This window comes from Ancylobacter sp. 3268, from assembly GCF_031456575.1.
Classification (GTDB): Bacteria; Pseudomonadota; Alphaproteobacteria; order Rhizobiales; family Xanthobacteraceae; genus Ancylobacter.
This window is the reverse complement of sequence record NZ_JAVDUX010000014.1, coordinates 13,230-35,297: the sequence shown is the minus strand read 5'-3', so window position 1 is coordinate 35,297 and position 22,068 is coordinate 13,230. Positions and strand designations below refer to the sequence as shown.

17 protein-coding genes are annotated in these 22,068 nt (G+C 70.7%); 11 read left to right on the top strand and 6 right to left on the bottom strand.

Going from position 1 to position 22,068, the window contains the following annotated elements; genetic code table 11:
- Positions 1-3: 3 nt before the first annotated feature.
- From J2X65_RS19060 to J2X65_RS19050, 3 genes are read right to left on the bottom strand one after another with little or no spacing between them, the layout of a single operon-like run.
- Positions 4-273 (bottom strand): DUF6460 domain-containing protein, encoded by a 270-nt coding sequence (locus J2X65_RS19060; protein ID WP_310204206.1) that lies wholly within the window; start codon positions 271-273, stop codon positions 4-6.
- 17 nt (positions 274-290) lie between these two features.
- The gene (locus tag J2X65_RS19055; RefSeq protein ID WP_310204203.1) at positions 291-2,033 is read right to left on the bottom strand and encodes a cisplatin damage response ATP-dependent DNA ligase; all 1,743 of its coding nucleotides are present in this window, start codon (positions 2,031-2,033) and stop codon (positions 291-293) included.
- Positions 2,030-3,112: a ligase-associated DNA damage response exonuclease gene (locus tag J2X65_RS19050; protein WP_310204200.1), complete on the bottom strand. Its 1,083-nt coding sequence runs from the start codon at positions 3,110-3,112 to the stop codon at positions 2,030-2,032. The genes J2X65_RS19055 and J2X65_RS19050 overlap by 4 nt, the downstream gene beginning before the upstream one ends.
- A 93-nt stretch (positions 3,113-3,205) precedes the next feature.
- On the opposite strand from J2X65_RS19050, the gene J2X65_RS19045 reads away from it, so the two are divergent.
- From J2X65_RS19045 to pdeM, 3 genes are all read left to right on the top strand, one after another.
- The gene (locus J2X65_RS19045) at positions 3,206-4,135 is read left to right on the top strand and encodes a methyltransferase domain-containing protein (protein WP_310204197.1); all 930 of its coding nucleotides are present in this window, start codon (positions 3,206-3,208) and stop codon (positions 4,133-4,135) included.
- A gap of 63 nt (positions 4,136-4,198) precedes the next feature.
- Positions 4,199-6,730: a ligase-associated DNA damage response DEXH box helicase gene (locus tag J2X65_RS19040; protein WP_310204194.1), complete on the top strand. Its 2,532-nt coding sequence runs from the start codon at positions 4,199-4,201 to the stop codon at positions 6,728-6,730.
- Between the two features lies 1 nt (position 6,731).
- Positions 6,732-7,448: a ligase-associated DNA damage response endonuclease PdeM gene (gene pdeM / locus J2X65_RS19035; RefSeq protein ID WP_310204191.1), complete on the top strand. Its 717-nt coding sequence runs from the start codon at positions 6,732-6,734 to the stop codon at positions 7,446-7,448.
- A 27-nt stretch (positions 7,449-7,475) separates the two neighbouring features.
- On the opposite strand, the gene J2X65_RS19030 is transcribed toward pdeM, so the two are convergent.
- Positions 7,476-10,637, bottom strand: coding sequence for a hypothetical protein (locus tag J2X65_RS19030; RefSeq protein WP_310204188.1), 3,162 nt, complete (start codon positions 10,635-10,637; stop codon positions 7,476-7,478).
- A gap of 368 nt (positions 10,638-11,005) precedes the next feature.
- Between J2X65_RS19030 and J2X65_RS19025 the strand changes: the two genes are divergently transcribed.
- The 3 genes from J2X65_RS19025 (at position 11,006) to J2X65_RS19015 (ending at position 12,802) form a co-directional block, all read left to right on the top strand.
- Positions 11,006-11,434, top strand: a complete 429-nt coding sequence (locus J2X65_RS19025; protein WP_310204184.1) for a MerR family DNA-binding transcriptional regulator — start codon at positions 11,006-11,008, stop codon at positions 11,432-11,434.
- Positions 11,435-11,637: 203 nt separating this feature from the next.
- Positions 11,638-12,258, top strand: a complete 621-nt coding sequence (locus J2X65_RS19020; protein ID WP_310204181.1) for a 2-hydroxychromene-2-carboxylate isomerase — start codon at positions 11,638-11,640, stop codon at positions 12,256-12,258.
- A 55-nt stretch (positions 12,259-12,313) separates the two neighbouring features.
- Positions 12,314-12,802 carry a hypothetical protein gene (locus tag J2X65_RS19015; protein ID WP_310204178.1) on the top strand — a complete coding sequence of 163 codons (489 nt, stop codon included), beginning with the start codon at positions 12,314-12,316 and terminating at the stop codon, positions 12,800-12,802.
- Between the two features lie 53 nt (positions 12,803-12,855).
- Here J2X65_RS19015 and J2X65_RS19010 read toward each other — a convergent pair whose 3' ends face one another.
- Positions 12,856-13,860, bottom strand: a complete 1,005-nt coding sequence (locus J2X65_RS19010) for an alpha/beta hydrolase (protein WP_310204176.1) — start codon at positions 13,858-13,860, stop codon at positions 12,856-12,858.
- Between the two features lie 328 nt (positions 13,861-14,188).
- On the opposite strand from J2X65_RS19010, the gene J2X65_RS19005 reads away from it, so the two are divergent.
- The 3 genes from J2X65_RS19005 to J2X65_RS18995 all read left to right on the top strand — a co-directional run bounded on the left by J2X65_RS19005 (position 14,189) and on the right by J2X65_RS18995 (position 16,009).
- On the top strand, positions 14,189-14,680 hold the full coding sequence (locus J2X65_RS19005; RefSeq protein WP_404977754.1) for a secondary thiamine-phosphate synthase enzyme YjbQ: 492 nt from the start codon (positions 14,189-14,191) through the stop codon (positions 14,678-14,680).
- A gap of 182 nt (positions 14,681-14,862) precedes the next feature.
- A complete protein-coding gene (locus J2X65_RS19000; RefSeq protein WP_404977753.1) occupies positions 14,863-15,528 on the top strand; it encodes a response regulator in 666 nt (221 codons plus the stop codon).
- 133 nt (positions 15,529-15,661) lie between these two features.
- Positions 15,662-16,009, top strand: a complete 348-nt coding sequence (locus J2X65_RS18995) for a DUF3088 domain-containing protein (protein WP_310204170.1) — start codon at positions 15,662-15,664, stop codon at positions 16,007-16,009.
- Between the two features lie 331 nt (positions 16,010-16,340).
- On the opposite strand, the gene J2X65_RS18990 is transcribed toward J2X65_RS18995, so the two are convergent.
- Positions 16,341-19,925 carry a hybrid sensor histidine kinase/response regulator gene (locus tag J2X65_RS18990; RefSeq protein ID WP_310204167.1) on the bottom strand — a complete coding sequence of 1,195 codons (3,585 nt, stop codon included), beginning with the start codon at positions 19,923-19,925 and terminating at the stop codon, positions 16,341-16,343.
- A 532-nt stretch (positions 19,926-20,457) separates the two neighbouring features.
- Here J2X65_RS18990 and mscL point away from each other — a divergent pair.
- Positions 20,458-20,886, top strand: a complete 429-nt coding sequence (mscL, locus tag J2X65_RS18985) for a large conductance mechanosensitive channel protein MscL (RefSeq protein ID WP_310204164.1) — start codon at positions 20,458-20,460, stop codon at positions 20,884-20,886.
- Between the two features lie 254 nt (positions 20,887-21,140).
- Positions 21,141-22,019 (top strand): Hint domain-containing protein, encoded by an 879-nt coding sequence (locus J2X65_RS18980; RefSeq protein ID WP_310204161.1) that lies wholly within the window; start codon positions 21,141-21,143, stop codon positions 22,017-22,019.
- The last annotated feature ends 49 nt before the right edge of the window (positions 22,020-22,068 follow it).

Here is a 22,068-nt window from a genome sequence, read left to right as displayed (position 1 = left end):
CGTTCACCGGCCGCGCTGGGCGATGCGCATGATCAGCCACAGCGGCACCACGATCACCGCGCCGAGGATGAAATAGCGCCAGAGCTTGTCGATCGCCTCGAAACCGAAGCTGAACAGCCCGCGCACCAGCCGCTCCAGGCTGGAGAGGATGTTCAGCGGATCGAGGCCGAGGGCGCTGAGGATCACGCCGATGACCACCGACAGGATCACGAGGCGCACCAGCACCCAGAGCGGCGAACCGCCCATCAGCCGCGAGAGCTGGTTGTCGGACATGGAATCGGCACTCCGTTTCAGGATGCTTCCCTATCACGCCGGGCGGCGCGGCGGGAGGCCGGGCGGGCGGGCCTACCATTGCCGTCGCTCTCGGCGGCCGGGTCGCCATCGGCCGCAACCTCGCCTTCCGTGCGCAGCAGCGCCTCCAGCGCCGCCAGGGTGTCGGCCTCGGCCGGCGGCTTGTCCCAGCGCAGCCGGGCGATGCGGGGAAAGCGCATGGCGACGCCGGAGCGGTGGCGGCTCGAGCGCGCGAGTCCTTCGAACGCCACTTCCAGCACCAGCCCCTCGTCGCGCGCATGCACCACTTCCCGCACCGGGCCGAAGCGGTTCACCGTGTTGCGGCGCACGAAGCGGTCGATCTCGATCAGCTCGGCATCGGTGAAGCCGAAATAGGCCTTGCCGACCGGTACCAGTTCGCCGTCGCCGGTCCATACCCCGAACGTGTAGTCGGAATAATAGGAAGAGCGTTTGCCGTGGCCGCGCTGGGCATACATCAGCACGGCATCGACGCTGTGCGGATCGCGCTTCCATTTCCACCACGGGCCTTTCGGTCGGCCCGGCAGATAAAGGCTGTCCGCGCGTTTCAGCATCACGCCCTCCACTGCCTCGGCATCCGGCCCGGCGCCGTGTTTGGCGGGATCGGCGCGGGCGGCGGTCAGATCCTCCCATGTCGCGAAAGGCACCAGCGGCGAGAGGTCGAGCCGCGCATCCGTTGGATGGCTGGCGATCAGCGCTTCCAGCCGGGCACGGCGGGCGTCGAAGGGAAGGGCGCGGACATCCTCGGTGCCATCGACCAGCAGGTCATAGGCGCGGATATGCGCCGGGAATTCGGCGATGAGCCTGGCCGACACCGCCTTGCGGTTCAGGCGCTGCTGCAGAACGTTGAACGACTGGACGCGCTCCTGGCGCAGGATCAGCAACTCGCCGTCCACCGCCCCCTCGAAGGCGAGCGCCTCGGCGAGATCGGGGAAGGCGCCGGAGATGTCCTCGCCGGTGCGGCTGTAGAGGCGGGTCGCCACCGCGCCGTCCACCGTGCGGGCCCGCACCGCCTGCACGCGGATGCCGTCCCATTTCCACTCGGCGCGGAAATCCTGCGGGTCGAGGCTGTCCCGATCCGTCGCCTCCAGCGGGTGGGCGAGCATGACCGGGCGGAACGGCGTCGGGTTCTCGGTCCGCGGTCGTTCGCCATGTCCCTCCGCCCAGGCGAACAGCTCCGCATAGGGCGGGGCGAGGCCGGGCCAGACCAGCTCGATCTCGTCCGGCGTCAGGGTGCCGAGCGCGGCCACCGCCGTCTTGGCGAGGCGGGCGGAGACGCCGATGCGCAGCGAGCCGGTGATCAGCTTCAGCAGCGCCCAGCGGCCGGTCTCGTCCAGCCGGTCGAGCAGGCCGGCGAGCACGGCGGGCAGTTCGCTGCGGCCCATATGGGTGAGGATGTGCACGACGTCGGAAAGCGGAATGCCGGCATCCGGGGAGCCCTCCGGCCGTGCCGGCGCCGGCCACATCAGCGCCACCGTCTCGGAGAGGTCGCCGACATAGTCGTAGGACAGCGCGAACAGGACGGGGTCGGTGCGCTCGGCGATGAGCTGGCGGATCAGCCCCGGCTTGGCGTTGCGGAACGAGAGCGCGCCGGTGAGCGCCGCCAGGGCCCAGCCGCGATCCGGATCCGGCACATGGCGGAAATAATCGGCGATCAGCCGGATCTTGCCGTTGCGGCGGGGCTCATAGGCGAGGCGGTCGATGAGGGCGGCGAAGCGGTTCACGACGGCTTGCCCTCCGCCGGGGCATCGCCGCTTTCCGTGCCGGCGGCGGGAGCGGTGCCGCTCTCAGCCTCCTCCTCGCCATAGCCGACGAGATGCAGCGGCCGCGCCGCGAGCCCGGCCTGCCCCGCCCAATGGACGAGGGCATCCTCCTGGCCATGCGTGACCCACAGCTCACCGCAGCCGGTGGCGAGGATGGCGTGCTGGAGATCGTCCCAGTCGGCATGATCGGAGATGACGAGGGGCAACTCGACGCCGTTCTGCCGGGCGCGGGCGCGGATGCGCATCCAGCCGGAAGCGAAGGCGGTCACCGGATCGGCGAAGCGCCGCGACCACACCTCGGCGAGCGAGCCGGGCGGAGCGATGACCACGGCGCCCGGAAGCGCGTCCGGCGTCGCCTCGCGGGCCAGCTTCACCGGGCCGAGCGCGATGCCCTCGCTCTCGTAATAGGCGGTGAGCCGCTCCATCGCGCCGTGCAGCAGGATCGGCCGGTCGTGGCCGGCGGCGCGCAGCAGCGCGATCACCCGCTGCGCCTTGCCGAGCGCATAGGCGCCGACGATGTGGGTGCGCTCGGGGAAAAGCTGCAGCGAGGCGACGAGCTTGCCGATCTCTCCCGACGGATCGGGATGGCGGAACACCGGCAGGCCGAAGGTCGCCTCCGAGATGAACACGTCGCAGCCGATCGGCTCGAAGGGCAGGCAGGTGGGATCGATCCCCGGCTTGTAGTCGCCCGAGGCGACGATGCGGCAGCCACCCTTTTCCACCCGTATCTGCGCCGAGCCGAGAATATGCCCGGCCGGGAAGAAGCTGACCTTCACCCCGTCGAGCTCCACGGTTTCGCCATAGGCGATGGCTTGGGTGGCGCCGGCGAAATCCGCGCCGTAGCGGATCGCCATGATGTCCAGCGTCTGGCGCGTCGCCAGCACCGCGCCATGGCCGGCCCGGGCATGGTCGGAATGGCCATGGGTGACCAGCGCGCGCGGCACCGGACGCACCGGATCGATGAAGAAATCCCCGGCGGGCGAATACAGCCCCCGCGGCGTCGGGCGGAGCAGGTCTTCCGGGCGTATCGCAGAACGCATGGGCCTTGCGAAACTCTCTTACCAAGCGGCGTCAGGAAGGATATAGGGCGTCGCCTCGCGATTTGCCGAGATTTCGGCCTTAGAGACACCTTCATGGCTGGCGCCCCGCTGTTTCTGTCGTCCGGTGATCCCACCCTCGATCGCCGCGTGGACTGGGCGCGTGCGCTGATGTCCGAGGGCAATGCCGCCGATGCCGAGATATTGCTGGCCGAGGTGGCCGAGCGCGCGCCGGGTTTCCTCCCCGGCTGGTTTCTGCTCGGCGAGGCGCGCGAGGCGCTCGGCGACGCGGCCGGCGCCGGCGATGCCTATGCCCGCGCCCGTGCGCTCGACCCCGAGGACCGGCTGGGCGCCACGCTCCGGCTCGCCCGGCTCGGCCGCGACGAGATTCCGGAAATGAGCGCCGCCTATGTGCGCACCCTGTTCGACCAATATGCCGAGCGCTTCGACAAGGCGCTGGAGCGGCTCGATTATCGCGGACCGGAACTGATCCATGGTGCCCTGCGATCCGCCTGCGACCAGCTCGGCCGGCCCGTCGCCTTCGCCCAGGCGCATGACCTCGGCTGCGGCACCGGCCTTGTCGGGGTGCGGCTCGCCGATCATGTCGGGGAGATGGGCGGGGTCGATCTGTCGCCGAACATGATCGCGCTGGCGCGGCGGCGTGGCATCTATGGCCGGCTAGTGGCCGGCGACATGGTGGACTATCTGCGCGAGAGGCCGGCGGGCGAGGCCGACCTCGTCTTTGCCGGCGACGCCTTCTGCTATCTCGCCGATCTCGGCCCGGTGCTCGCCGAGAGCCGGCGGGTGCTGGAGCCGGGCGGTCTCCTCGCCTTCACCGTCGAAACGCATGGCGGCGCCGGCGTGCTGCTGCGCGACACGCTGCGCTATGCGCACGCGCCGGCCTATGTGAGCGAGGCGCTGGCGGCCGCGCGGCTCGGCTTGCTGTCCTGCGAGGAAGCATCGACCCGCACCGAAAAGGGCGAGCCGGTGCCGGGGCTGGTGATCGCGGCACTGCGGGCGGAATAGTTCGGTAAAATTTGTTCCCGGTTTACCCTCGCTTTTTATCGCGAAGGCGTTAGCTTCGCCCGCGTGACCATCCTCGACCGCCGAAGCGCCCTTCACCTGCCCGAGCCGTTCCGCAGCTGGTTCGCCGGCCGCGGCTGGGCGCCGCGCGCGCATCAGCTCGCCTTGCTGGAGCGGGCGCGGCAGGGGTGCTCGACGCTGCTGATCGCCCCGACCGGGGCCGGCAAGACGCTGGCCGGCTTCCTGCCGACGCTGGTCGAGCTCGCCGAGCGGCCGAGAAAGCGCAACAGCCCGCGCCCGCCGGGGCTGCACACGCTCTACATCTCGCCGCTGAAGGCGCTGGCGGTCGACGTCGCCCGCAATCTGGAGCGGCCGGCGGCGGAGATGGAGCTTCCCATCCGCATCGAGACCCGCACCGGCGACACCCCGCCCTCGCGCCGCCAGCGCCAGCGCCGCGACCCGCCGGACATATTGCTCACCACGCCCGAGCAGATCGCGCTGCTGCTCGCCTCCGCCGACGCGCCGCACCTGTTCGGCGACCTCCGGCGCATCGTGCTCGACGAGCTGCACGCGCTGGCCAATTCCAAGCGCGGCGACCTGCTGTCGCTCGGCCTCGCCCGCATCCGTGCGCTGGCGCCCGAGGCGCAGACGGTCGGCCTGTCGGCGACGGTAGCCGATCCCGACACGCTGCGCCGCTGGCTGGTGCCGCAAAACTCGCGCGAAGAATCCCGGGGAGAGGGGGAGATGGGCGATCTCGTCGTCGCCGAGGCGGGGGCGGCGCCGGACCTCTCCATGCTCGACAGCGTGGCGCATGTGCCCTGGGCGGGGCATACCGCCAAGCATTCGCTGAAGGAGATCTACGCGCTCATCGTCGCCAACACCACCACGCTGGTGTTCGTCAACACCCGCATGCAGGCGGAGCTCCTGTTCCAGGAGCTGTGGCATATCAATGAGTTGAACCTGCCTATCGCCCTGCATCACGGCTCGCTGGATGTCTCGCAGCGCCGCCGCGTCGAGGCGGCGATGGGCGAGGGGCGGCTGAAAGCGGTGGTGTGCACTTCCTCGCTCGACCTCGGCATCGACTGGGGCGCGGTCGATCTGGTGGTGAATGTCGGGGCGCCGAAGGGCTCCTCGCGGTTGATGCAGCGGATCGGCCGGGCCAACCACCGGCTCGACGAGCCTTCCCGCGCGGTGCTGGTGCCGGCGAACCGCTTCGAAGTTCTGGAATGCCGCGCCGCCATGGAGGCGGTGCGCGCCGGTGCGCAGGACGGCGTGGTGGAGCGCTCCGGCGCGCTCGACGTGCTCGCCCAGCACGTGCTCGGCATGGCCTGCGCCGGGCCGTTCCATGCTGACGACCTCTATGCCGAAATCGCCTCCGCCGAGCCTTATTCCGCTTTGCCGCGCAAGGACTTCGACGATGTGCTGGCTTTCGTGGCCACCGGCGGCTACGCGCTGCGCGCCTATGAACGCTTCGCCCGCATCAGGCAAATGAAGGATGGACGCTGGCGGGTGACCAACCCGATGGTGGCGCAGCAATACCGGCTGAATGTCGGCACCATCGTCGAGGCGACGATGCTCAAGGTGCGCCTCGTCGGGGGCAAAGCGCGCTATGGCGGCCGGGTGCTCGGCGAGGTGGAGGAGTATTTCGTCGAGACAATGAGCCCCGGCGATACCTTTGTGTTTGCAGGGGAAATCCTCGAATACCGCGCCATCGTCGAAGACACGGTGCTGGTGGTGCGCTCCACCGCCAAGGAGCCGAAGGTGCCCTCCTATGAGGGCGGCAAGTTCCCGCTCTCCACCTTCCTCGCTGCCGGGGTGCGGGCGATGCTAGCCGACACCGCGCGCTGGAAGGACCTGCCGGCGCAGGTGCGCGACTGGCTGGAGATCCAGCGCCGGCGCTCGCGCCTGCCGGGGCGGGAAGACCTGCTGGTGGAGACGTTTCCGCGCGGAGGGCGGCATTATCTCGTCGCCTATCCCTTTGAGGGGCGGTTGGCCCATCAGACGCTCGGCATGCTGCTGACGCGGCGGCTGGAGCGCGCCCGGCTGAGGCCGCTCGGCTTCGTCGCCAACGATTATGCCCTTGCGATCTATGGTGTTTCCGATCTGTCGCTGGCGGTGAGGCAAGGGAGGCTGGACCTTGGCAACCTGTTCGACGCCGACATGCTGGGCGACGATCTCGAGGCCTGGCTGGCGGAAGCGGCGCTGATGAAGCGCACCTTCCGCCAATGCGCCATCATTGCCGGGCTGATCGAGCGCCGCTTCCCCGGCAAGGAGAAGAACTCCCGGCAGGTGACGATGTCGACCGACCTCGTCTATGACGTCCTGCGGACCCATGAGCCCGACCACGTGCTCTTGCGCGCCGCCCGTCAGGATGCCGCGACCGGGCTGATGGATCTCAGGCGCCTCTCGGGAATGCTGATGCGCATCCGCGAGCGAATCGATCATGTTGCGCTCGATCGGGTGTCGCCGCTGGCGGTGCCGGTGATGCTGGAGATCGGCCGCGAGATGGTCGGCGGCGAGGCGGCGGATGCCCTCCTCGCGGAGGCGGAAGACGAACTCGTCGAGGAGGCGATGCGTGGCGATGATAGGGTGCAGTGAGGTGTACGATGAGCCCGATTTGCAGGCCGATGCGTTCGGCGAGGCCGGCGTGATCGCGCTTGCCGGCATCGAATTGCGCCTCGACCCCGCCGGCGGCCTCTACTGGCCGGCCGAACGGATGCTGATTGTCGCCGATCTGCACCTGGAAAAAGGCTCCTCCTTCGCCGCGCGCGGCATCGCCCTGCCGCCCTATGACAGCCGCGCCACCCTGATGCTGCTGGTGGAGATGGCGGCGCGCTGGCGGCCGCGAATCGTGGTCTCGCTCGGCGACACGCTGCATGACCGCCGTGCCGGCACCCGGCTGGGCCTAGTGGAGCGGGAGATGCTGGCCGGGCTGGCGCGCGGGCGCGAGATGGTGTGGATCGCCGGCAACCACGACCCCCATGCGGTGCCGGAGCTTGGCGGCGTGCACCTGCCGGAACTGGCGGTCGGCAGCCTTGCCCTGCGGCACGAGCCGCGCGCCGGGGCGACCCGCGAGATCGCCGGGCATCTGCACCCGGTGGCGCGAGTAGTGCGGCGCGGGCGCTCGGTGCGGCGGCGCTGCTTCGCCACCGATGGGGGGCGCCTCGTCATGCCGGCGCTCGGGGCCTATGCCGGCGGGCTGAACGTGCGCGACCGGGCGGTGGCCGGCCTGTTCGCGGCGCCGTTCGACGCGCATCTGATCGGCGGCGCGCGCACCTATCGCATCGCCCACCATGCCTGCGCGCCGGATCGCTGAACGGCCCGGTAGCTGCGCGAAGGCAGCTCAGCCGCGCGAGGCGGTCTTGCGGGCAGCGGGCAGATCCCAATCCTGCAGGCCGGAGCCGCTGTTCGCCTCGGCATCGCCCACGGCCGGCGTCCAGAGCTGCAATGCCTTGCGGGCGGTGGCGAGGGTATCGGCATCGAGCCGCGCGGCGATCTCGTCGCGCCGCTGCCCGGCCTCCTGGTCGCCGCGTGCGGCGGCCAGCGAGAACCACCGCCACGCCTGCACCGGATCGGCCTCGACGCCGAAGCCGCGCGAATAGAGCACGCCGAGATTGTACTGGCTGTCGCGCACGCCATAGCTGGCGGCCTTCTGAAACCACACAGCCGCCGCGGCGTAATCGGGCGCGCCGGCGGTGCCATCGGCGAGCAGCACGCCGAGATTGTGCATCGCGCGCACATTGCCGCCGCCGGCCGCGGCCTCATAGAGCCTGCGGGCCCGGGGGAGATCGCGCGGCACGCCCTCGGCGCCCTTTTCATGGAGAGCGCCCAGCCGGTAGGCGGCGGGGATGGAGCCGCGGGCGGCGGCGAATCCGAACCATTGGGCGGCGCGCTGCGCGCTGGGAGCGACGCCTTCGCCCTCCATGTAGCGATGGCCGACCTCATAGGCCGCGGCCGGATCGCCGCCCAGCGCCGCGACCCGCAGGCCTTGGCTGCCAATGCCGTTCGGCAGGTCGCCGGGGACGCCGCCCGGCACGCTGCCCGAGCCGTCGAGGCTGGAGGAGCCGGGCAGTGGCGCCATCGGGTCGGCTTCCGGCAGGGACGGCATAGGCGGGGCGAGGGGCACGTCCGGCACCGCCTGAAGCGGCGCGGCGGCGGGCGGCAATGTCAGGCGCGGCGCCACCGGACGCGGCGACACCGAGCCGGTGATGTCGTCCGGCGTCGGCTCGACCGGCAGCGAGCGGGCGGTGGAGGTGGCGGACGGCGCATTGGCGCGCAGCCGGCCTTCCTTCATGCCGCTGAGCAGGTGCCAGGACGCAAAGGCGAGCGCCGAGCCGCAGACGCCGACCAGCAGCATCGCCCGGATGCGGGCCAGCCAGCGGGTGGAACGGGCGCGGTTCGCCCGCCCCTCGGCAATGCGGGCGCCGAGGGTGGCATGGGGGAGGCCATGAGGTTTGGCGGGCGGGACGTTGGCAGAGGGACCGCGGGCGGGCGGAACGTTGGCGGTGGGACCGTTGGCAGGGGCCACGCCGCGCGCGGCGCGGCGCGCCTGGGCGATGAAATCGATGCGCGCCGGACCGGTGCCCGTCATGCCCACGCCATCGCGCTCGACGTCCGGTCCCGGCTCGTCCTGCCCGTCGCCGGCCGACGCTTCGGCCGCCGTCGGGTGGGAGGCGGAGACGATGGCGGGCGCATTGGCGGGCACGCCCGGCCGGCGTTCGTCCGGCGCGGCGACGGCCGGCTCTTCGCCGGCGGCGGCCGGGCGGTGCGAGGCCTGCCGTGCGGCGGGAGCCTCGCCGCCCGCTTGCGTCGAAGCCGGGGAGACGACCGGACGATCCGCCTGCGGCGCGACGGCGGCGGGCGGTGCCGGCGCGCGGCGCGGCGGCATCGGGTCGGAGGGCGCGGGGGATGGCGCGCTCACCAGGCTGGCGCGGGTTTCCTCCATCTGGATGAACAGGTCGTTCAGCGCCCGCTCGATGCCGGCAAGCCGGTTCGGCTGGGCGTGCTGCGTCTCCAGCCGGTCGGCCAGCGCAGCGATACGGTGGCTGAGCGCCTCGAAGGCGGCGGTGTCGGGCACCGGTATCGCCGCCGGCGCCGCGGCGGCTTCGGCCGGGCGCTCGATGCGCTCCAGCCGCTCGCCGATGCCGCGCAGCATCTGCTCGACATTGGCCGGGGTGTCGCGGCGCAGGGCCGAAAAATTCTGCGCGATGTTCGCCTGGATATCGTCGAGGCGGCGATGGACGCCGCCGAGATCGACCTGCGCCGGCCGGGCGGCCTGCGCCTCGATGTGGGCGGCGAGCTGGCCGAGCCGCTCGTCGACGCCGGCAAGCACGGCCCGCAGCGCGTTCTCCTGCGCGCCGGCCTCGCGGCTGACACGGCCGACCAGCAGCGTCACCTGCTCGACCAGCTGGCGCACCGCATCATTGGACAAGGCGCGGCCGATGACATGGCGGATCTCGCCGGCCTGCGCCTGCAGCCGGGCGATGGCGGCCGTGTCGACCTGCTTGGCGGCGATCAGATCGAGCTTGCGGGACAGCGCGTCGATGCGGCCCTGCACCACCGACTGGTATTCGGGCAGGCGCAGCGTGGCGATCATGTCGCGCAACGCCGCCAGGGTGGCGCACAGCTCGTTGTCGCGCAGGCCGGAAGCCTCGATGCGGCCGGCGAGGCGGGAGACGGTGCGCTGCAATTCGTCCACCGCCTGGCGGGGGGCGAGATCGCCGAGCGCGGCGCGCATCCGGACCACGTCGCCGCGCAGCGTGTCGATGGCGGCGGTGAAGGAGGAAGCCGGCTCGGCCGCGGGCGGGCTCGGCGGGGCGGGCGTCGGCGGCGCGGGCGTCGGCGGCGCGGGGGGCGTCGGGCGGGCAGATGACGGGCGGCCCGGCGGCGGCGCCTGTGCTGCCGCGGGTGGCTCGGCCGGACCGGGCGCGGTGGGGCGCGCGGCGGTGGTGCCTTCCATGGCGCGGCGGGCGGGCGCGGCGACCTCGAGCTCACGCTGGCGGGCGGCGATCTCGGCGACCGCGGCCTCGATGCTGGCGGCGCTCGGCGCCTGCAGCCGGCGCGGCGGCACCGGCTGGGGTGACGCGGGCTCGGAAGGGCGGGCCACGGTCGAGCGCGCCGCCGTCGAGCGGAGGCGGGCGCTGGAATCGCCGACCAGGGTGTCGAGCTGGGCCCGGATGTCCTCCAGCGCCGCCTCGACGCGCGAGGTGGCGGGCGAAGGGGCGGCAGGAGCCGGGGCAGAAGGAGCCGCGACGGCAGCAGCGGCGGGTTCCGGCGCCGGCGGGGTGGCGAGGCTGTTGACGGTGCCGGTGAGCTCGCGGATGCGGCGGCGCAGATCGGCGATGTCGCCGACGCTGCCACCGCGTTCGCCGGTGCCGAGATGGCCGAGCAGCCGCTGATGCAGCCATTCGTCCAGCGGCAGGCCGGCGCGCTGCGCGGCCTCGTTCATCGCGGTCCAGGCCGCGGCATTGATGTGCCCGGCCTGGGTGGGGGCGCCTTGCCTCACCGTCTTCTCCGTCGCGTCAGGCGTCGGCGGGTCGGGAGAATCACCCGTGGCGACGCTGGAGGCTGCTTGGCGCCGACTGTTCCTTTTCTTGGTAAATGACGGGTTAATGCGCCGCGGCCCGCGGCATCTTCCTACCGCCGCGCCGGGGTGCCGGGTGGCTTTACCTCCCGGCCGGGTGAGGAAAGGCTACTGAAGGTAATATCGTATTTAGATAAACTAATCAGATAATTAGGTTGGCATTTAACAGTAAGTTTCCCTAACGGAGGGTGCTACTTTCTCCCCTAACGGCAGGTGGGTCGTTACAAATTCGGGCAACGCTGCTGACGCGATCCCTTTGCGTCCCGTTAACCCGACCAGGAGACCCCGCGATGGATTTCACTTCCTACGAGCAGGATCGTGCCGTCGAGACCGCCGCCACGTCCTCGGGCGATGCGCTCTTCTTCACCATCGGCGACCTCGCCCGCGAGTTCGACGTGACGCTGCGCGCCCTGCGCTTCTATGAGGACAAAGGCCTGCTCTCCCCGCGCCGCGAGGGTCTGACCCGCCTCTACACCCCCTCCGACCGCTCCCGCCTCGCGATCATCCTCAAGGGCAAGAAGCTTGGCTTCACCCTCGCCGAGATCAAGGCGATGGTCGCCTTGCGCGAAGGCACCGCCACCATGAGCGGCCTCGCCCTGACCCGCGAGAAGTGCGTGGATCAGCTCGGCCTGCTCGAGCAGCAGAAGGCCGAGATCGAGGAAGCCATCGGTGAACTCAAGCAGATGATCGCCTCCTATCCGGTTCGCACCGCCGCCTGAGCGGCGCCCGCCGGCATCCAGCCTCACCAGCCTTTCGAAGCGGCGCCCCTCGGGCGCCGTTTTCGTTTCGAGGTGGGGTTGAAGCGTCGGCGCGACTGCGCTTCAACAGGGGCTGCGGCCGTGCCGGCCGCCGGATCTGTCGAAACGAGCGCCTTGCGCGGCTCCGGGTCTCGCCCGGCGGCAAGGGCTCCAGCGAGGCGCGGATGAGCCGTTCGGTCGATTATTTCTTCTCCGTCGTCAGCCCGTGGGCGTTTATCGGCCATGCCGCCTTCATGGCGGTGGCGCGGCGCCACGGGCTCACCTTGCGCTATCATCCCGTGCAGCTCGGCGGGCTGTTCGCTGAAACCGGCGGGCTGCCGCTGCCCAAGCGTCATCCGGCGCGCCAGCGCTACCGGATGATCGAGCTGCAGCGCTGGCGCGACGCGCGCGGGCTGGAGTTCCACCTGCATCCGGCGCATTGGCCGTTCGACGGCGCCCTCGCCGACCGGCTGGTGATTGCCGCCGTGCAGGCCGGCCATGAGGTCGATGCCCTGTTGCCGCGGCTGATGTCCGGAGTGTGGCAGCGTCAGGAGAACATCGGCGATCCCGCCCAGCTCGCGGGGATACTGGCGGAACTCGGCCTGCCGGCGGAGCTGCTGGAGGCGGCGGCGTCCGAGAGCATCGGCGCGCTGTACGACGCCAACCGCGCCCGGGCGGTGGAGGCGGATGTGTTCGGTTCGCCGGCCTATGTGCTCGACGGCGAGGTGTTCTGGGGGCAGGATCGGATCGATCTGCTCGATGCGGCGTTGACGAAGAACCGGGCGCCGTTCACGCCGGCGGCGTGAAAGACGGACCGGCGCGTGCCGGACACGCGCAAAGGCGGAAATGCGGGAGGCTTCCATGCTTCGCCTTGCTCTGTATGCGCTGATGGCGCTCGCTCTGGTCACCACGGCCCGCGCGCAGCCGGCGACTTCCGACACACCGCCGCCTCCGGCTGCCGGAACCGGGCCGCATTTCACCATGCAGCCGGTGGAGGGCGGGGTGCTGAGGCTCGATACCCGCTCGGGCACGATGAGCTTCTGTGCCAGCCGCGCCGGGGTGTGGCGCTGCGAGGCGATGCCGGACGAGCGGGCGGCGCTGGAAGCCGAGATCACCCGGCTGCGGGATCGCCTCGCTGCTGCCGGCAGTGGCCCCGGCGTGCCGGACATTGCCGAACCGCCGCGCGCGCCGTCACCGGGGGCGACCCCGCCGGGCCCGCCTGACGACGCGCAGAGGCGCTTCGATGCGGCGATGGACGAGGCCATGCGCAAGGCGGAGGCCATGTTCCGCCGCTTCTACGAGATGATGGAGCGGTGGCGGAACGACCCGCCGCAGGGCGACAAGCTCTGACGGCAAGACGCCGCGGCCCGGCTCGGCGCAGCCTTGCGGGCTGGCCCCGTCGCTCAGCTGGCGGCGAGGAAGGCGACGATGCGGGCGAGCGCCTGGTCGGCCAGCGAGCCGGGGAAGCCGATGAAGACGTGGCAGCCGCCGGGATAGATGGCGAGTTCGGTCCGGTTGCCGGCGGCGAGCCAGCGCGGCGCCATGAACAGCGTGTCGTCGAGCAGCGCATCGCGGGTGCCGATGGTGAACAGCGCCGGCGGCAGGCCGGAGAGATCGCCCTGCAGCGGCGAGATGTCCGGCGTCGCCACGTCGCCGCCCTCGCGCAGGTAATGGCCGACGAAGACGTTGATGTCCCTGGTGTTGAGCACCAGCGGCTCGTCGCCCCAGCCGCGGGCGCTCGGGGTGAGGCCGAGATCGTAGCAGCCGGCATTGAGGTTGGCGGCGCGGAACGGCGTCAGGCCGTGCCGGTCGCGCAGGCGCAGCAGCGTCGCCGCCGCCAGGTTTGCGCCCGCCGATTCGCCGCCGATGACGAAACGCTCGGTGCCGAAGCGGGCCTTGCCCTCGCGGACCAGCCACAGCGCCGCGGCCTCGCAATCATCCGGCGCCGCCGGCCAGGGATTTTCCGGCGCCAGGCGGTAATCGACGGAGACGACGGCGAAGCCGGTGCGCTCCACCAGTCGGTGATTGAGCCCGTCATTCTCGCGCGCTGAGCCGAGGCACCAGCCGCCGCCATGCAGATGCAGATAGACGCCTTTGGCCGCCTCCGGCGGGGTATAGATGCGCAGCGACACCGGGCCGTGCGGGCCGTCGATCTCCTCGACACGCGCATAGGGGCTTTCCGGTGCCAGCGGGAACGGGCCCTTGCCGTCCAGCCGCAGCTTGCGCAGCACCGCCATCGGAAACACCCAGCGGTCCGGCACCGCGCCCAGCGCCTTGACGATGCCGGCATTGACCGCGCGGGTTTCCGGCGAAACGGAAGCCGGATCGAACAGGGCGGGATCCAGCGCGAGGCTGGGCGTGTCGCGGCCGGGAAGGGCCGAAGCGGGCGTAGAGCTCTGGGCAGCCATAAGCGGGGTGCGCTCCATGATGGCGTTGGCCGAGGACGTCGAGGTCCGACGCAAGGTGGACCCCCGGGTTCGGATCGAGGACGGGCATCCGGTGCGGTTCCGCCCTATCCAAACCCAGCGGCGGCCATTCGTCCAGTGCAGTGCAGCAAGGCAATGCCGGACGAAGCCCCGAACGGCGGTTTTGCGGCCGGGAAACAGGGGGCCGAAGCCGGTGCGGCGCAGCGGACCGCTGGCCGGATCGGCGGCCTTCCCCCCTTTTGGTCGGGGAAGGAAGTTTGGCCTTGCCTCACCGGGGCCGATCGGGCTTTGAGGCGGCGGGGGCGGAGAGATGGAACCGACACAGAAAGGCCGAACCGTGACCGAGATAAGACAGGGCCAACCGCGCGAGACCATGGTGACGCGGCGGGTGAGCGCCGAGCTGGCCGTCGACACGCCCGGCCGCGGCTTTACCGACATCACCCGCGCGGTGGCGCGGTTCCTCGCCGAAATCGGTGCCGGCGACGGCGAGGTCTCGCTGTTCTGCCGCCACACCTCGGCGTCGCTGACCATCCAGGAAAACGCCGATCCTGACGTGCGGGTGGATCTCCTCACCGCGCTCGACCGGCTGGCGCCGGAGGACGCCGGCTGGGTCCATGACCTCGAGGGACCGGACGACATGCCCGCCCATGTGAAGGCGGTGATCACCGGCATCCACCTCGCCATACCGGTGGTGGCCGGGCGCATGCGGCTCGGCACCTGGCAGGGCATTTACCTGGTGGAACACCGCGCCATGCCGCATCGGCGCGAATTGACGGTGGCATTCGTCGGCGATGGCAACTAAAGCTTTCCTCCGGAGACGAATGTTCACGCGCCACGTGCCGATCCGCCGACCGTGCCATCCGCCCCCGGCGGTAATGCTTGCCGCGGTAGTGCTTGCATGAGTGGTGCGACCGAACCATGATCGCGGCGCGGCATATGCGACCAACGGCGTATGCCGGCTGAAACCGAGAGGGCCTTTTGCAGGTGGGTACGACGAGTTTCAGGCTGGCCATCGCCGATGACCACCCCTTGTTTCGCGGGGCGCTGCGCGAGGCGGTGACGCGGCATTTTCCGCAGGTCGAGCTGTTCGAGGCCGGCGGCTTCGAGGATCTCCAGGCGCTGCTGGAGCGCGAGAGCGAGATCGACCTGGTGCTGCTCGACCTCACCATGCCGGGGGTGCGCGGCTTTTCGGGGCTGATGTATCTGCGCGCGCAATATCCCGCCATTCCGGTGGTGGTGGTTTCGGCCAATGAGGAGGCGGGGGTGATCCGCCACTGCATGGAATTCGGCGCCGCCGGCTTCATCCCCAAGACCAGCGCTGTGGAGACGATGCGCGACGCCATCGCCGCGGTGCTGGAGGGGCACACCTGGACGCCGCCCGATATCGACCTCTCCGCCGGCAGCGACAAGGAGGCGGCGGCGCTGGTGGCGCGGCTCGCCACGCTGACCCCGCAGCAGGTGCGGGTGCTGATGATGCTGTCCGAGGGGCTGCTCAACAAGCAGATCGCCTATGAGCTCGGTGTCTCCGAGGCGACGGTGAAGGCGCATGTCTCGGCGATATTGCAGAAGCTCGGGGTGGAAAGCCGCACCCAGGCGGTGATCGCCGCCGCCAGGATCGAGGCCGGGCAGTGGTCGCAGGTGGCCGGCTGACGCCGGGAGGTTCGTTTCCCGCCTCGCGCGCTTGGGCCTCGATGCCTGTTCCGCGCGCATATCGGTGCCCGCCCGAGTTCTGCCGGCCGGCGCGAGGCGCGCCATTCTTCCGCATCCACCGTCGAGCCTCGCCATGCCCCGCGACACGCTGTTCCTGCTGAAGCCGGGCTTCACCGATCCCGCCTATCCCGGGCAGCTGTTCTATTGCTGGCATTGCGCCCTGATCGAGGGCGTGCTGGCCTCGTTTCCGCAACTGGCGGCGCCTCTCGATGTCCGGCGGATCGCCTGGCCGCGCCCGCGGCAGGCGGTGATCGACCTGGTGGGCGAGGCAAATCAGTCGCTGCCGCTTCTGGTGCTGGCGGCCGGGCAGACGTCGCGCCACCAGACCGGAGAACACGGAGGACGCGGCTTCATCGCCGACAAGGACGCGATCCTTGCCGCGCTGTCCGAACGGCATGGCTTCCCCGATCCGCATCCCTAGCGCGGGAGAGGCCCTGCCTGCCTTCACCCCGATCACAGAAGCCGCGGCCTCGGCGGGCGGCGTTGGGAGGTTGGTTCTTGCCTCTCCCCATTGGGGCGAGGTGGCTCGCGCAGCGGGTCGGCGAGGGGGCTTCGCCGGTACGGAATTTCGGAAGGCCCTTGCGATCAGAGAGCGTTGGAAGGCCCTCTCACCCGAGCCCTCTCCCCGACGGGGAGAGGGAGCCGGTCGCTCGGGTGGGGGTGAGAACAACTTCTCGACGGACAGGGGTGTTATCTAGGCGGAAAGGGGCTCCCCGGGGGCGTCCCGGCTGTCGCCGATCACGCCGCCGTTCTCACTCCGCCGCCACCCGTGCCGCGCGCCATTGCGCGAGCAGGGCGCGCAGCGCCGCCGGGCGTACCGGCTTGTTCAGCACCTCCATCTCGGTCGCCTTGGCGGTGTCGCGCACCTTCTTGGAGCGGTCGGCGGTGATCAGCACCGCCGGCAGCGACTGGTCGAGCTTCCAGCGCAGATGCTTGGTCGCCTCGATGCCGTCGGTCTCGTCGAGATGATAGTCGATCAGGAGCACGTCCGGCCGGGCGCGGGCCTCGCGCAGCATGGCGAGCGCGCCGGGAACGTCGGCGGCCTTCAGCACCCGGCAGCCCCAGCCCGACAGCAGCGTCTCCATGCCGTCGAGGATCGCCGGGTCGTTGTCGATGCACAGCACCGACAGCCCGTCGAGCCCGGCGATCGGCACCGCGGCTGCGCGGGGAACGGGTCCAACCGCGGCAGGGATCGGCGGCGCGCTCGGCACCTCGACGGCGAACATGCTGCCGCGTCCGGGCTGCGAGGCGAGCTCGATGGGGTGGTCGAGCACCCGCGAGATGCGCTCGACGATGGAGAGCCCCAGCCCCAGGCCCCGCGCGGCCTTGGCTCCCTGGTCGAGGCGCTGGAACTCCTTGAAGATCAGCTTCTGCTTGGATTGCGGCACGCCGAGGCCGGTGTCGAACACCTGGATGCGCAGCCGCCCGCCCGCCGCACGGGGCCGGCGGCGCACGCCGATCAGCACTCTTCCGCGCGGGGTGTACTTGATGGCGTTGGAGACGAGGTTCTGCAACAGCCGCCGCAGCAGCCGCCGGTCGGAGCGCACCGCCGCCGAGGTCGGCGCGAAGGTGAGGCGCAGGCCCTTCTCCTTGGCCAGCGGGGCGAACTCCACCTCCAGCTGGCGGAAGATGTCGTCGAGACGGAACGGCCCGAGATCCGGCTTCATTGCCCCGGTGTCGAGGCGGGAAATGTCGAGCAGGGCGCCGAGAATCTCCTCCACCGCCTCCAGCGAGGCGTCGACATTCTGCGCGAGGCGGATGTTCTCCGCCGTCACCGCGCGCTCGACGAGGCTGGTGGCGTAAAGCCGGGCGGCGTTCAGCGGCTGCAGGATGTCGTGCGAGGCGGCGGCGAGGAAGCGCGTCTTGGAGATGTTGGCTTCCTCGGCCTCCGACTTGGCCTGCGCCAGCTCGGTGTTGAGGTGCTCGAGAGCGCGGGTGCGTTCCTTCACGCGCTTTTCCAGCGTCTCGTTGGCGCGCTCCAGCGCCTCGGCGGCCTCGACCGTCGGGGTGATGTCGGTGAAGGTCACCACCACGCCGCCATCCGGCATGGTGTTGATGCGCACCTCCATCACCACGCCGCGCGGGGCGAGGCGCTCCATGAAGCTGGCATTGCGGCGGGCGAAGCGGGCAAGCCGCTCGCGCACCAATTCCTCCACCGGGCCGGGCCCGAACAGCCCGCTGGCGGCGCCGACCCGCAGGATCTGGTCGATACCGATGCCGATGCGCACCACCTCCGAGGGCAGGTCGAGCATCTCGCCGAACTGGCGGTTCCAGAACACCAGCCGCAGGTCGCGGTCGAACACCGCAATGCCCTGGCGGACATGGTCGAGCGCGGTCTGCAGGATCTCGCGATTATACTGGATGGCGGCGGAGGCATCGTCGAGCAGCTTCAGCGCCGCCTTGGTCGAGACCGTGCGCTTCCTCAGCATCAGCGACAGCACGAGGCGCGAGGAGGCGGCGCCGATGGCCGAGGCCAAGAGGTGCTCGGCATAGCGGATGAGCTGGAAATCCGCCTCGCGGCCGGCATCGAGCGACAGGCCGCGCATGGCCGACACGCCCTCGAACGAGGCGCGGGTGCGCTCCTCGCCGAGATAGCGCGACACGGTGGCGGTGAGCTCGCCCACCGTGACCGGCGAGCGCCACAGCCGGAAGCTCGGCGCCGAGGGCGAGCGGTCGGCCTCGACGAAGACGCTGGCCTGCAGCCGCTCGATCGGGCGCGGCTGGCGCGTCAGCGACACGCTGATGAAGACGATGAGATTGACGCCGAGGCTCCACAGCACGCCATGGGTGAGCGGCGCGGCGTGCAGGCCGAGCAGGGCCTGCGGGCGCAGGAAGGAGAGGCCGAACGGGCCGTCCGCCAGCAGCGCATGCGGGATGAGGCCGGCATCGGCGAGGCTGGGAACGAGCAGCGTATAGGCCCACAGCGCCACGCCGGCGGCGATGCCGGCCATCGCCCCGCGCGCGGTGCCGCGCCGCCAGACCAGGCCGAGCAGCAGCGCCGGCCCGAACTGCGCCACCGCGGAGAAGGACAGCAGCCCGATCTGCGCCAGCTGCGCCTCGCCGGTGATGCGGTAATAGAGATAGGCGAGCAGCAGGATGGCGAAGATCGCCGCCCGCCGCACCAGCAGCAGCTTGTGGCCCATGTCGGAATGGGCCGGGACATCGCCGAGCCGCTGCGGGCCGCCGGCCCACGCTTCGGCCGCCGCCTCCTCGGCCGCGTGGCGCCGGCCGCGCACCAGCAGCGGCATGACGAGGTCGTTCGAGACCATGACCGCCAGCGCCACCGTCTCGACGATCACCATGGCGGTCGCCGCCGACAGGCCGCCGACGAAGGCGACCAGCGCCATTCCCTGCGCGCCGACCGACATCGGCAGGGCGAGCACATACATGTCGCCATCGATGAAGCCGGGCGGGAAGGCGACCAGGCCGGCAATGGCGATGGGAATGACGAAGATGTTGATGAGGACGAGGTAGAGCGGGAACAGCCAGGCGGCGGTGCGGATCTCCTGCTCCGAGGTGTTCTCGACCACCGCGACATGGAACTGGCGCGGCAGCATGAGGATGGCGAGTGCGGAGAGAACCGCCATCGTGCCCCAGTCGCCGAGCGAGAAGTGCCGGGTCAGCACCGGCAGCACGTCCTTCTCCCGCGCCTGCTCGACGAGATCGAACGGGCCGGCGAACATGACGAAGGTGACGAACAGGCCGACGGCGAGGAAGGAGACCAGCTTGACGATGGATTCCGCCGCCACCGCCAGCATCAGCCCTTCCTGGTGCTCGGTGGCGTCGATGTGGCGGGTGCCGAACAGCACCGCGAAGACCGCCATCGCCATGGCGACCAGCAGCGCCAGATCGCCGATGACCGGGTAATGCAGCCCCAGGCCCTCGAAATCGCCGAGCATCGCCACCAGCGAGATGGCGACCGCCTTCAGCTGCAGGGCGATGTAGGGGAGCGAGCCGAGAATGGCGACGAGCGCGACCACGGCGGCGACGCCCTGGCTCTTGCCATAGCGGGCGGCGATGAAATCGGCGATCGAGGTGATGTTCTGCGCCTTCGCCAGCCGCACGATGCGCAGCAGCAGCGGCACGCCCAGCGCGAAGACCAGGATCGGCCCGACATAGATGGTGAGGAAATCCACCCCTTGGGTGGTGGCAAGGCCGACCGAGCCGAAGAAGGTCCAGGAGGTGCAGTAGACCGCCAGCGACAGCGAATAGATGGCCGGCCGGCCGTGGCGCCCGCGCCTGCCGCTGACCGACCGGCGGTCGCCATAGCTCGCCACGGCGAACAGGAAGCCGATATAGGCGAGGGCGACGGCGATGATGACCCAGGCCTGAAGCATGGGATCTCCGGTTGGCGGCGGGACGGCGGCCAAGCCGCGGCAGCTGGCGGTTCTTTATGCGCCCGGCGGGCAGGACGGGGCAAGCGGGCGATGCGGCGGCGGGCGGTGCAGGGCGGGCGGTGCAGGGCGGTCAGTGCAGGGCGCGTTGCCACGCGCGGCCGTGCGAACGCGCGTGCTGGAGGGGCCGCCGCTCCCCTTCCTCGCGCCTCGCCTCGACCGCCGCCCCTCCCGGCCCGGCTTCGAGCCGAAGGCGGGGGCCGGCAGGCTGGGGGCTGGCAGGCTGGGGGCTGGCAGGTCGGGGGCTGGCGTTCGATGCCGGGCGCGCGCCGCCTGACGCCGCCGCGCCGAGGCCGAGGCGGCGTCGGCAGCCAGCGGCGCGGGGCGCGGCGGATGGAGCCTCATGCCGGGGCCATGGACCGGTCAGGCGCCGCACCCCATGGGAGGCGGGCGCTTGCCGCTGTGCCTCACCGCGCTAAAACACTGCCAGTGGCGCGGCCATGGGGAGCCGCGCGATTCGGCCGGAGGTGACGTGATGCTCAAGGAATTCCGGGAATTCGCCATCAAGGGGAATGTCGTCGATCTCGCCATCGGCGTGATCATCGGCGCCGCCTTCGGTGCCATCGTCACCTCGATCGTCTCCGACATCTTCATGCCGGTGGTCGGCGCCATCTTCGGCGGCCTCGACTTCTCCAACTATTTCCTGCCGCTCGCCTCAAACATCACCGCCACCTCGCTCGCCGCCGCGCGCGAGCAGGGCGCGGTGCTGGCTTATGGCCACTTCCTCACCGTGGTGATCAACTTCCTCATCATCGCCTGGATCCTGTTCATGGTGGTGAAGGGCATCAACACCCTGCGCCGCAAGCAGGCCGAGGCCCCGCCGCCGCCGGCGCCGCCGACCAAGGAAGAGGTGTTGCTGGGCGAGATCCGCGACATCCTCGCCCGCAAGGCGACGACGCCGTGACGCAGGCGTCGGTGGTGCGTCCCGGAACTTCCAACCCGCCGCGCAGCCCATCGCCGCGCTGCGGGTGAGGGCGGGAACGTCCTTGGCGGCCGGCTGCGGACCGTCGCGCATGAGGGCCGAGAGGCCGTTACTGTGGCCGCACGGTCACAATTCCAAGGCATCTGAGCCAGAGGCCTGCTGTCCGAAAACCAGGTCTTGTGCCGGGGCGAGGAAGGGGAGGAACGTGTCCCGACGTGGGAAGGGGAGCACGGCGGGTGGCGCAACTCAGATTCGAGTATCTCTACGGCAGCACGGATGGTGGCGCGACGATCAATTTCCTCAGTCCCGCTACCCAACGCGAGGCCAGCTTCGATGAGCCGCTGAACATCGGCGACACCGTCACCATCACGGTTATTGCCAGCGGGTCGACCACGACGGTGAGTTATCTCGGCTATACCGAGTCCGGCGATCTCGTGCTGTCCTTCCCAGGTTCTGCCTCGATCCGGTTCCTCACCAACCAGCCCTACATCCGTGGCGACACTTTCCCCGCCTATACCGCCGCGACCTATTGCTTCCTTGCCGGTACCGTCCTCGCCACCCCCGCCGGCACGACGGCGGTGGAAGACCTCGCCATCGGCGATCTCGTCCGCACGGCCGGGGGTGGCGTCGCGCCGGTGAAGTGGATCGGCCGGCAGACGGTGGTGACCCGCTTCGGCGCGCCGGTCCACCGGGCGCCCATTGCGATCGCCGCAGGGGCGCTCGGCGGCGGGCTGCCGCTGCGCGAGCTGCGGCTGACCGAGGACCATGCGCTGATGTTCGACGGGCTGCTGGTGCAGGCGGGGGCGCTGGTGAACGGCACCAGCATCCGCCGGATGGCCCCGGCCGAGCTCGGCGAACGCTTCACCGTCTATCACGTCGAGCTCGACGGCCATGCGCTGGTGCTGGCCGAGGGGGTTCCGGCGGAGACCTTCCTGGACAATGCGACGCGCGCGCGCTTCGATAATTATCCGGACTATCTCGCCCGCTACGGTGCGCCGGCCGCCATCGCCGAGATGGACATGCCACGGGTGAAATCGGCCCGCCAACTGCCGGAGACGTTGCGGGCGCGGATCGCGGCGGCGGCCGGTGCCGACCCCGCCTCGCGGGCGGCCTGACCTGCCCGCCGCGCCGCCGGCGGCCCGCGCTCTAGGCAAGGCCACCATC

What these genes read in the sequence shown, in the direction of transcription:
- J2X65_RS19060 (WP_310204206.1), bottom strand. Translation starts at nt 273, where the DNA reads ATGTCCGACAACCAGCTCTCGCGGCTGATGGGCGGTTCGCCGCTCTGG.
- J2X65_RS19050 (WP_310204200.1), bottom strand. Translation starts at nt 3,112, where the DNA reads ATGCGTTCTGCGATACGCCCGGAAGACCTGCTCCGCCCGACGCCGCGG.
- J2X65_RS19045 (WP_310204197.1), top strand. Translation starts at nt 3,206, where the DNA reads ATGGCTGGCGCCCCGCTGTTTCTGTCGTCCGGTGATCCCACCCTCGAT.
- J2X65_RS19025 (WP_310204184.1), top strand. Translation starts at nt 11,006, where the DNA reads ATGGATTTCACTTCCTACGAGCAGGATCGTGCCGTCGAGACCGCCGCC.
- J2X65_RS19020 (WP_310204181.1), top strand. Translation starts at nt 11,638, where the DNA reads ATGAGCCGTTCGGTCGATTATTTCTTCTCCGTCGTCAGCCCGTGGGCG.
- J2X65_RS19015 (WP_310204178.1), top strand. Translation starts at nt 12,314, where the DNA reads ATGCTTCGCCTTGCTCTGTATGCGCTGATGGCGCTCGCTCTGGTCACC.
- J2X65_RS19010 (WP_310204176.1), bottom strand. Translation starts at nt 13,860, where the DNA reads ATGGCTGCCCAGAGCTCTACGCCCGCTTCGGCCCTTCCCGGCCGCGAC.
- J2X65_RS19005 (WP_404977754.1), top strand. Translation starts at nt 14,189, where the DNA reads ATGGAACCGACACAGAAAGGCCGAACCGTGACCGAGATAAGACAGGGC.
- J2X65_RS18995 (WP_310204170.1), top strand. Translation starts at nt 15,662, where the DNA reads ATGCCCCGCGACACGCTGTTCCTGCTGAAGCCGGGCTTCACCGATCCC.
- J2X65_RS18990 (WP_310204167.1), bottom strand. Translation starts at nt 19,925, where the DNA reads ATGCTTCAGGCCTGGGTCATCATCGCCGTCGCCCTCGCCTATATCGGC.
- mscL (WP_310204164.1), top strand. Translation starts at nt 20,458, where the DNA reads ATGCTCAAGGAATTCCGGGAATTCGCCATCAAGGGGAATGTCGTCGAT.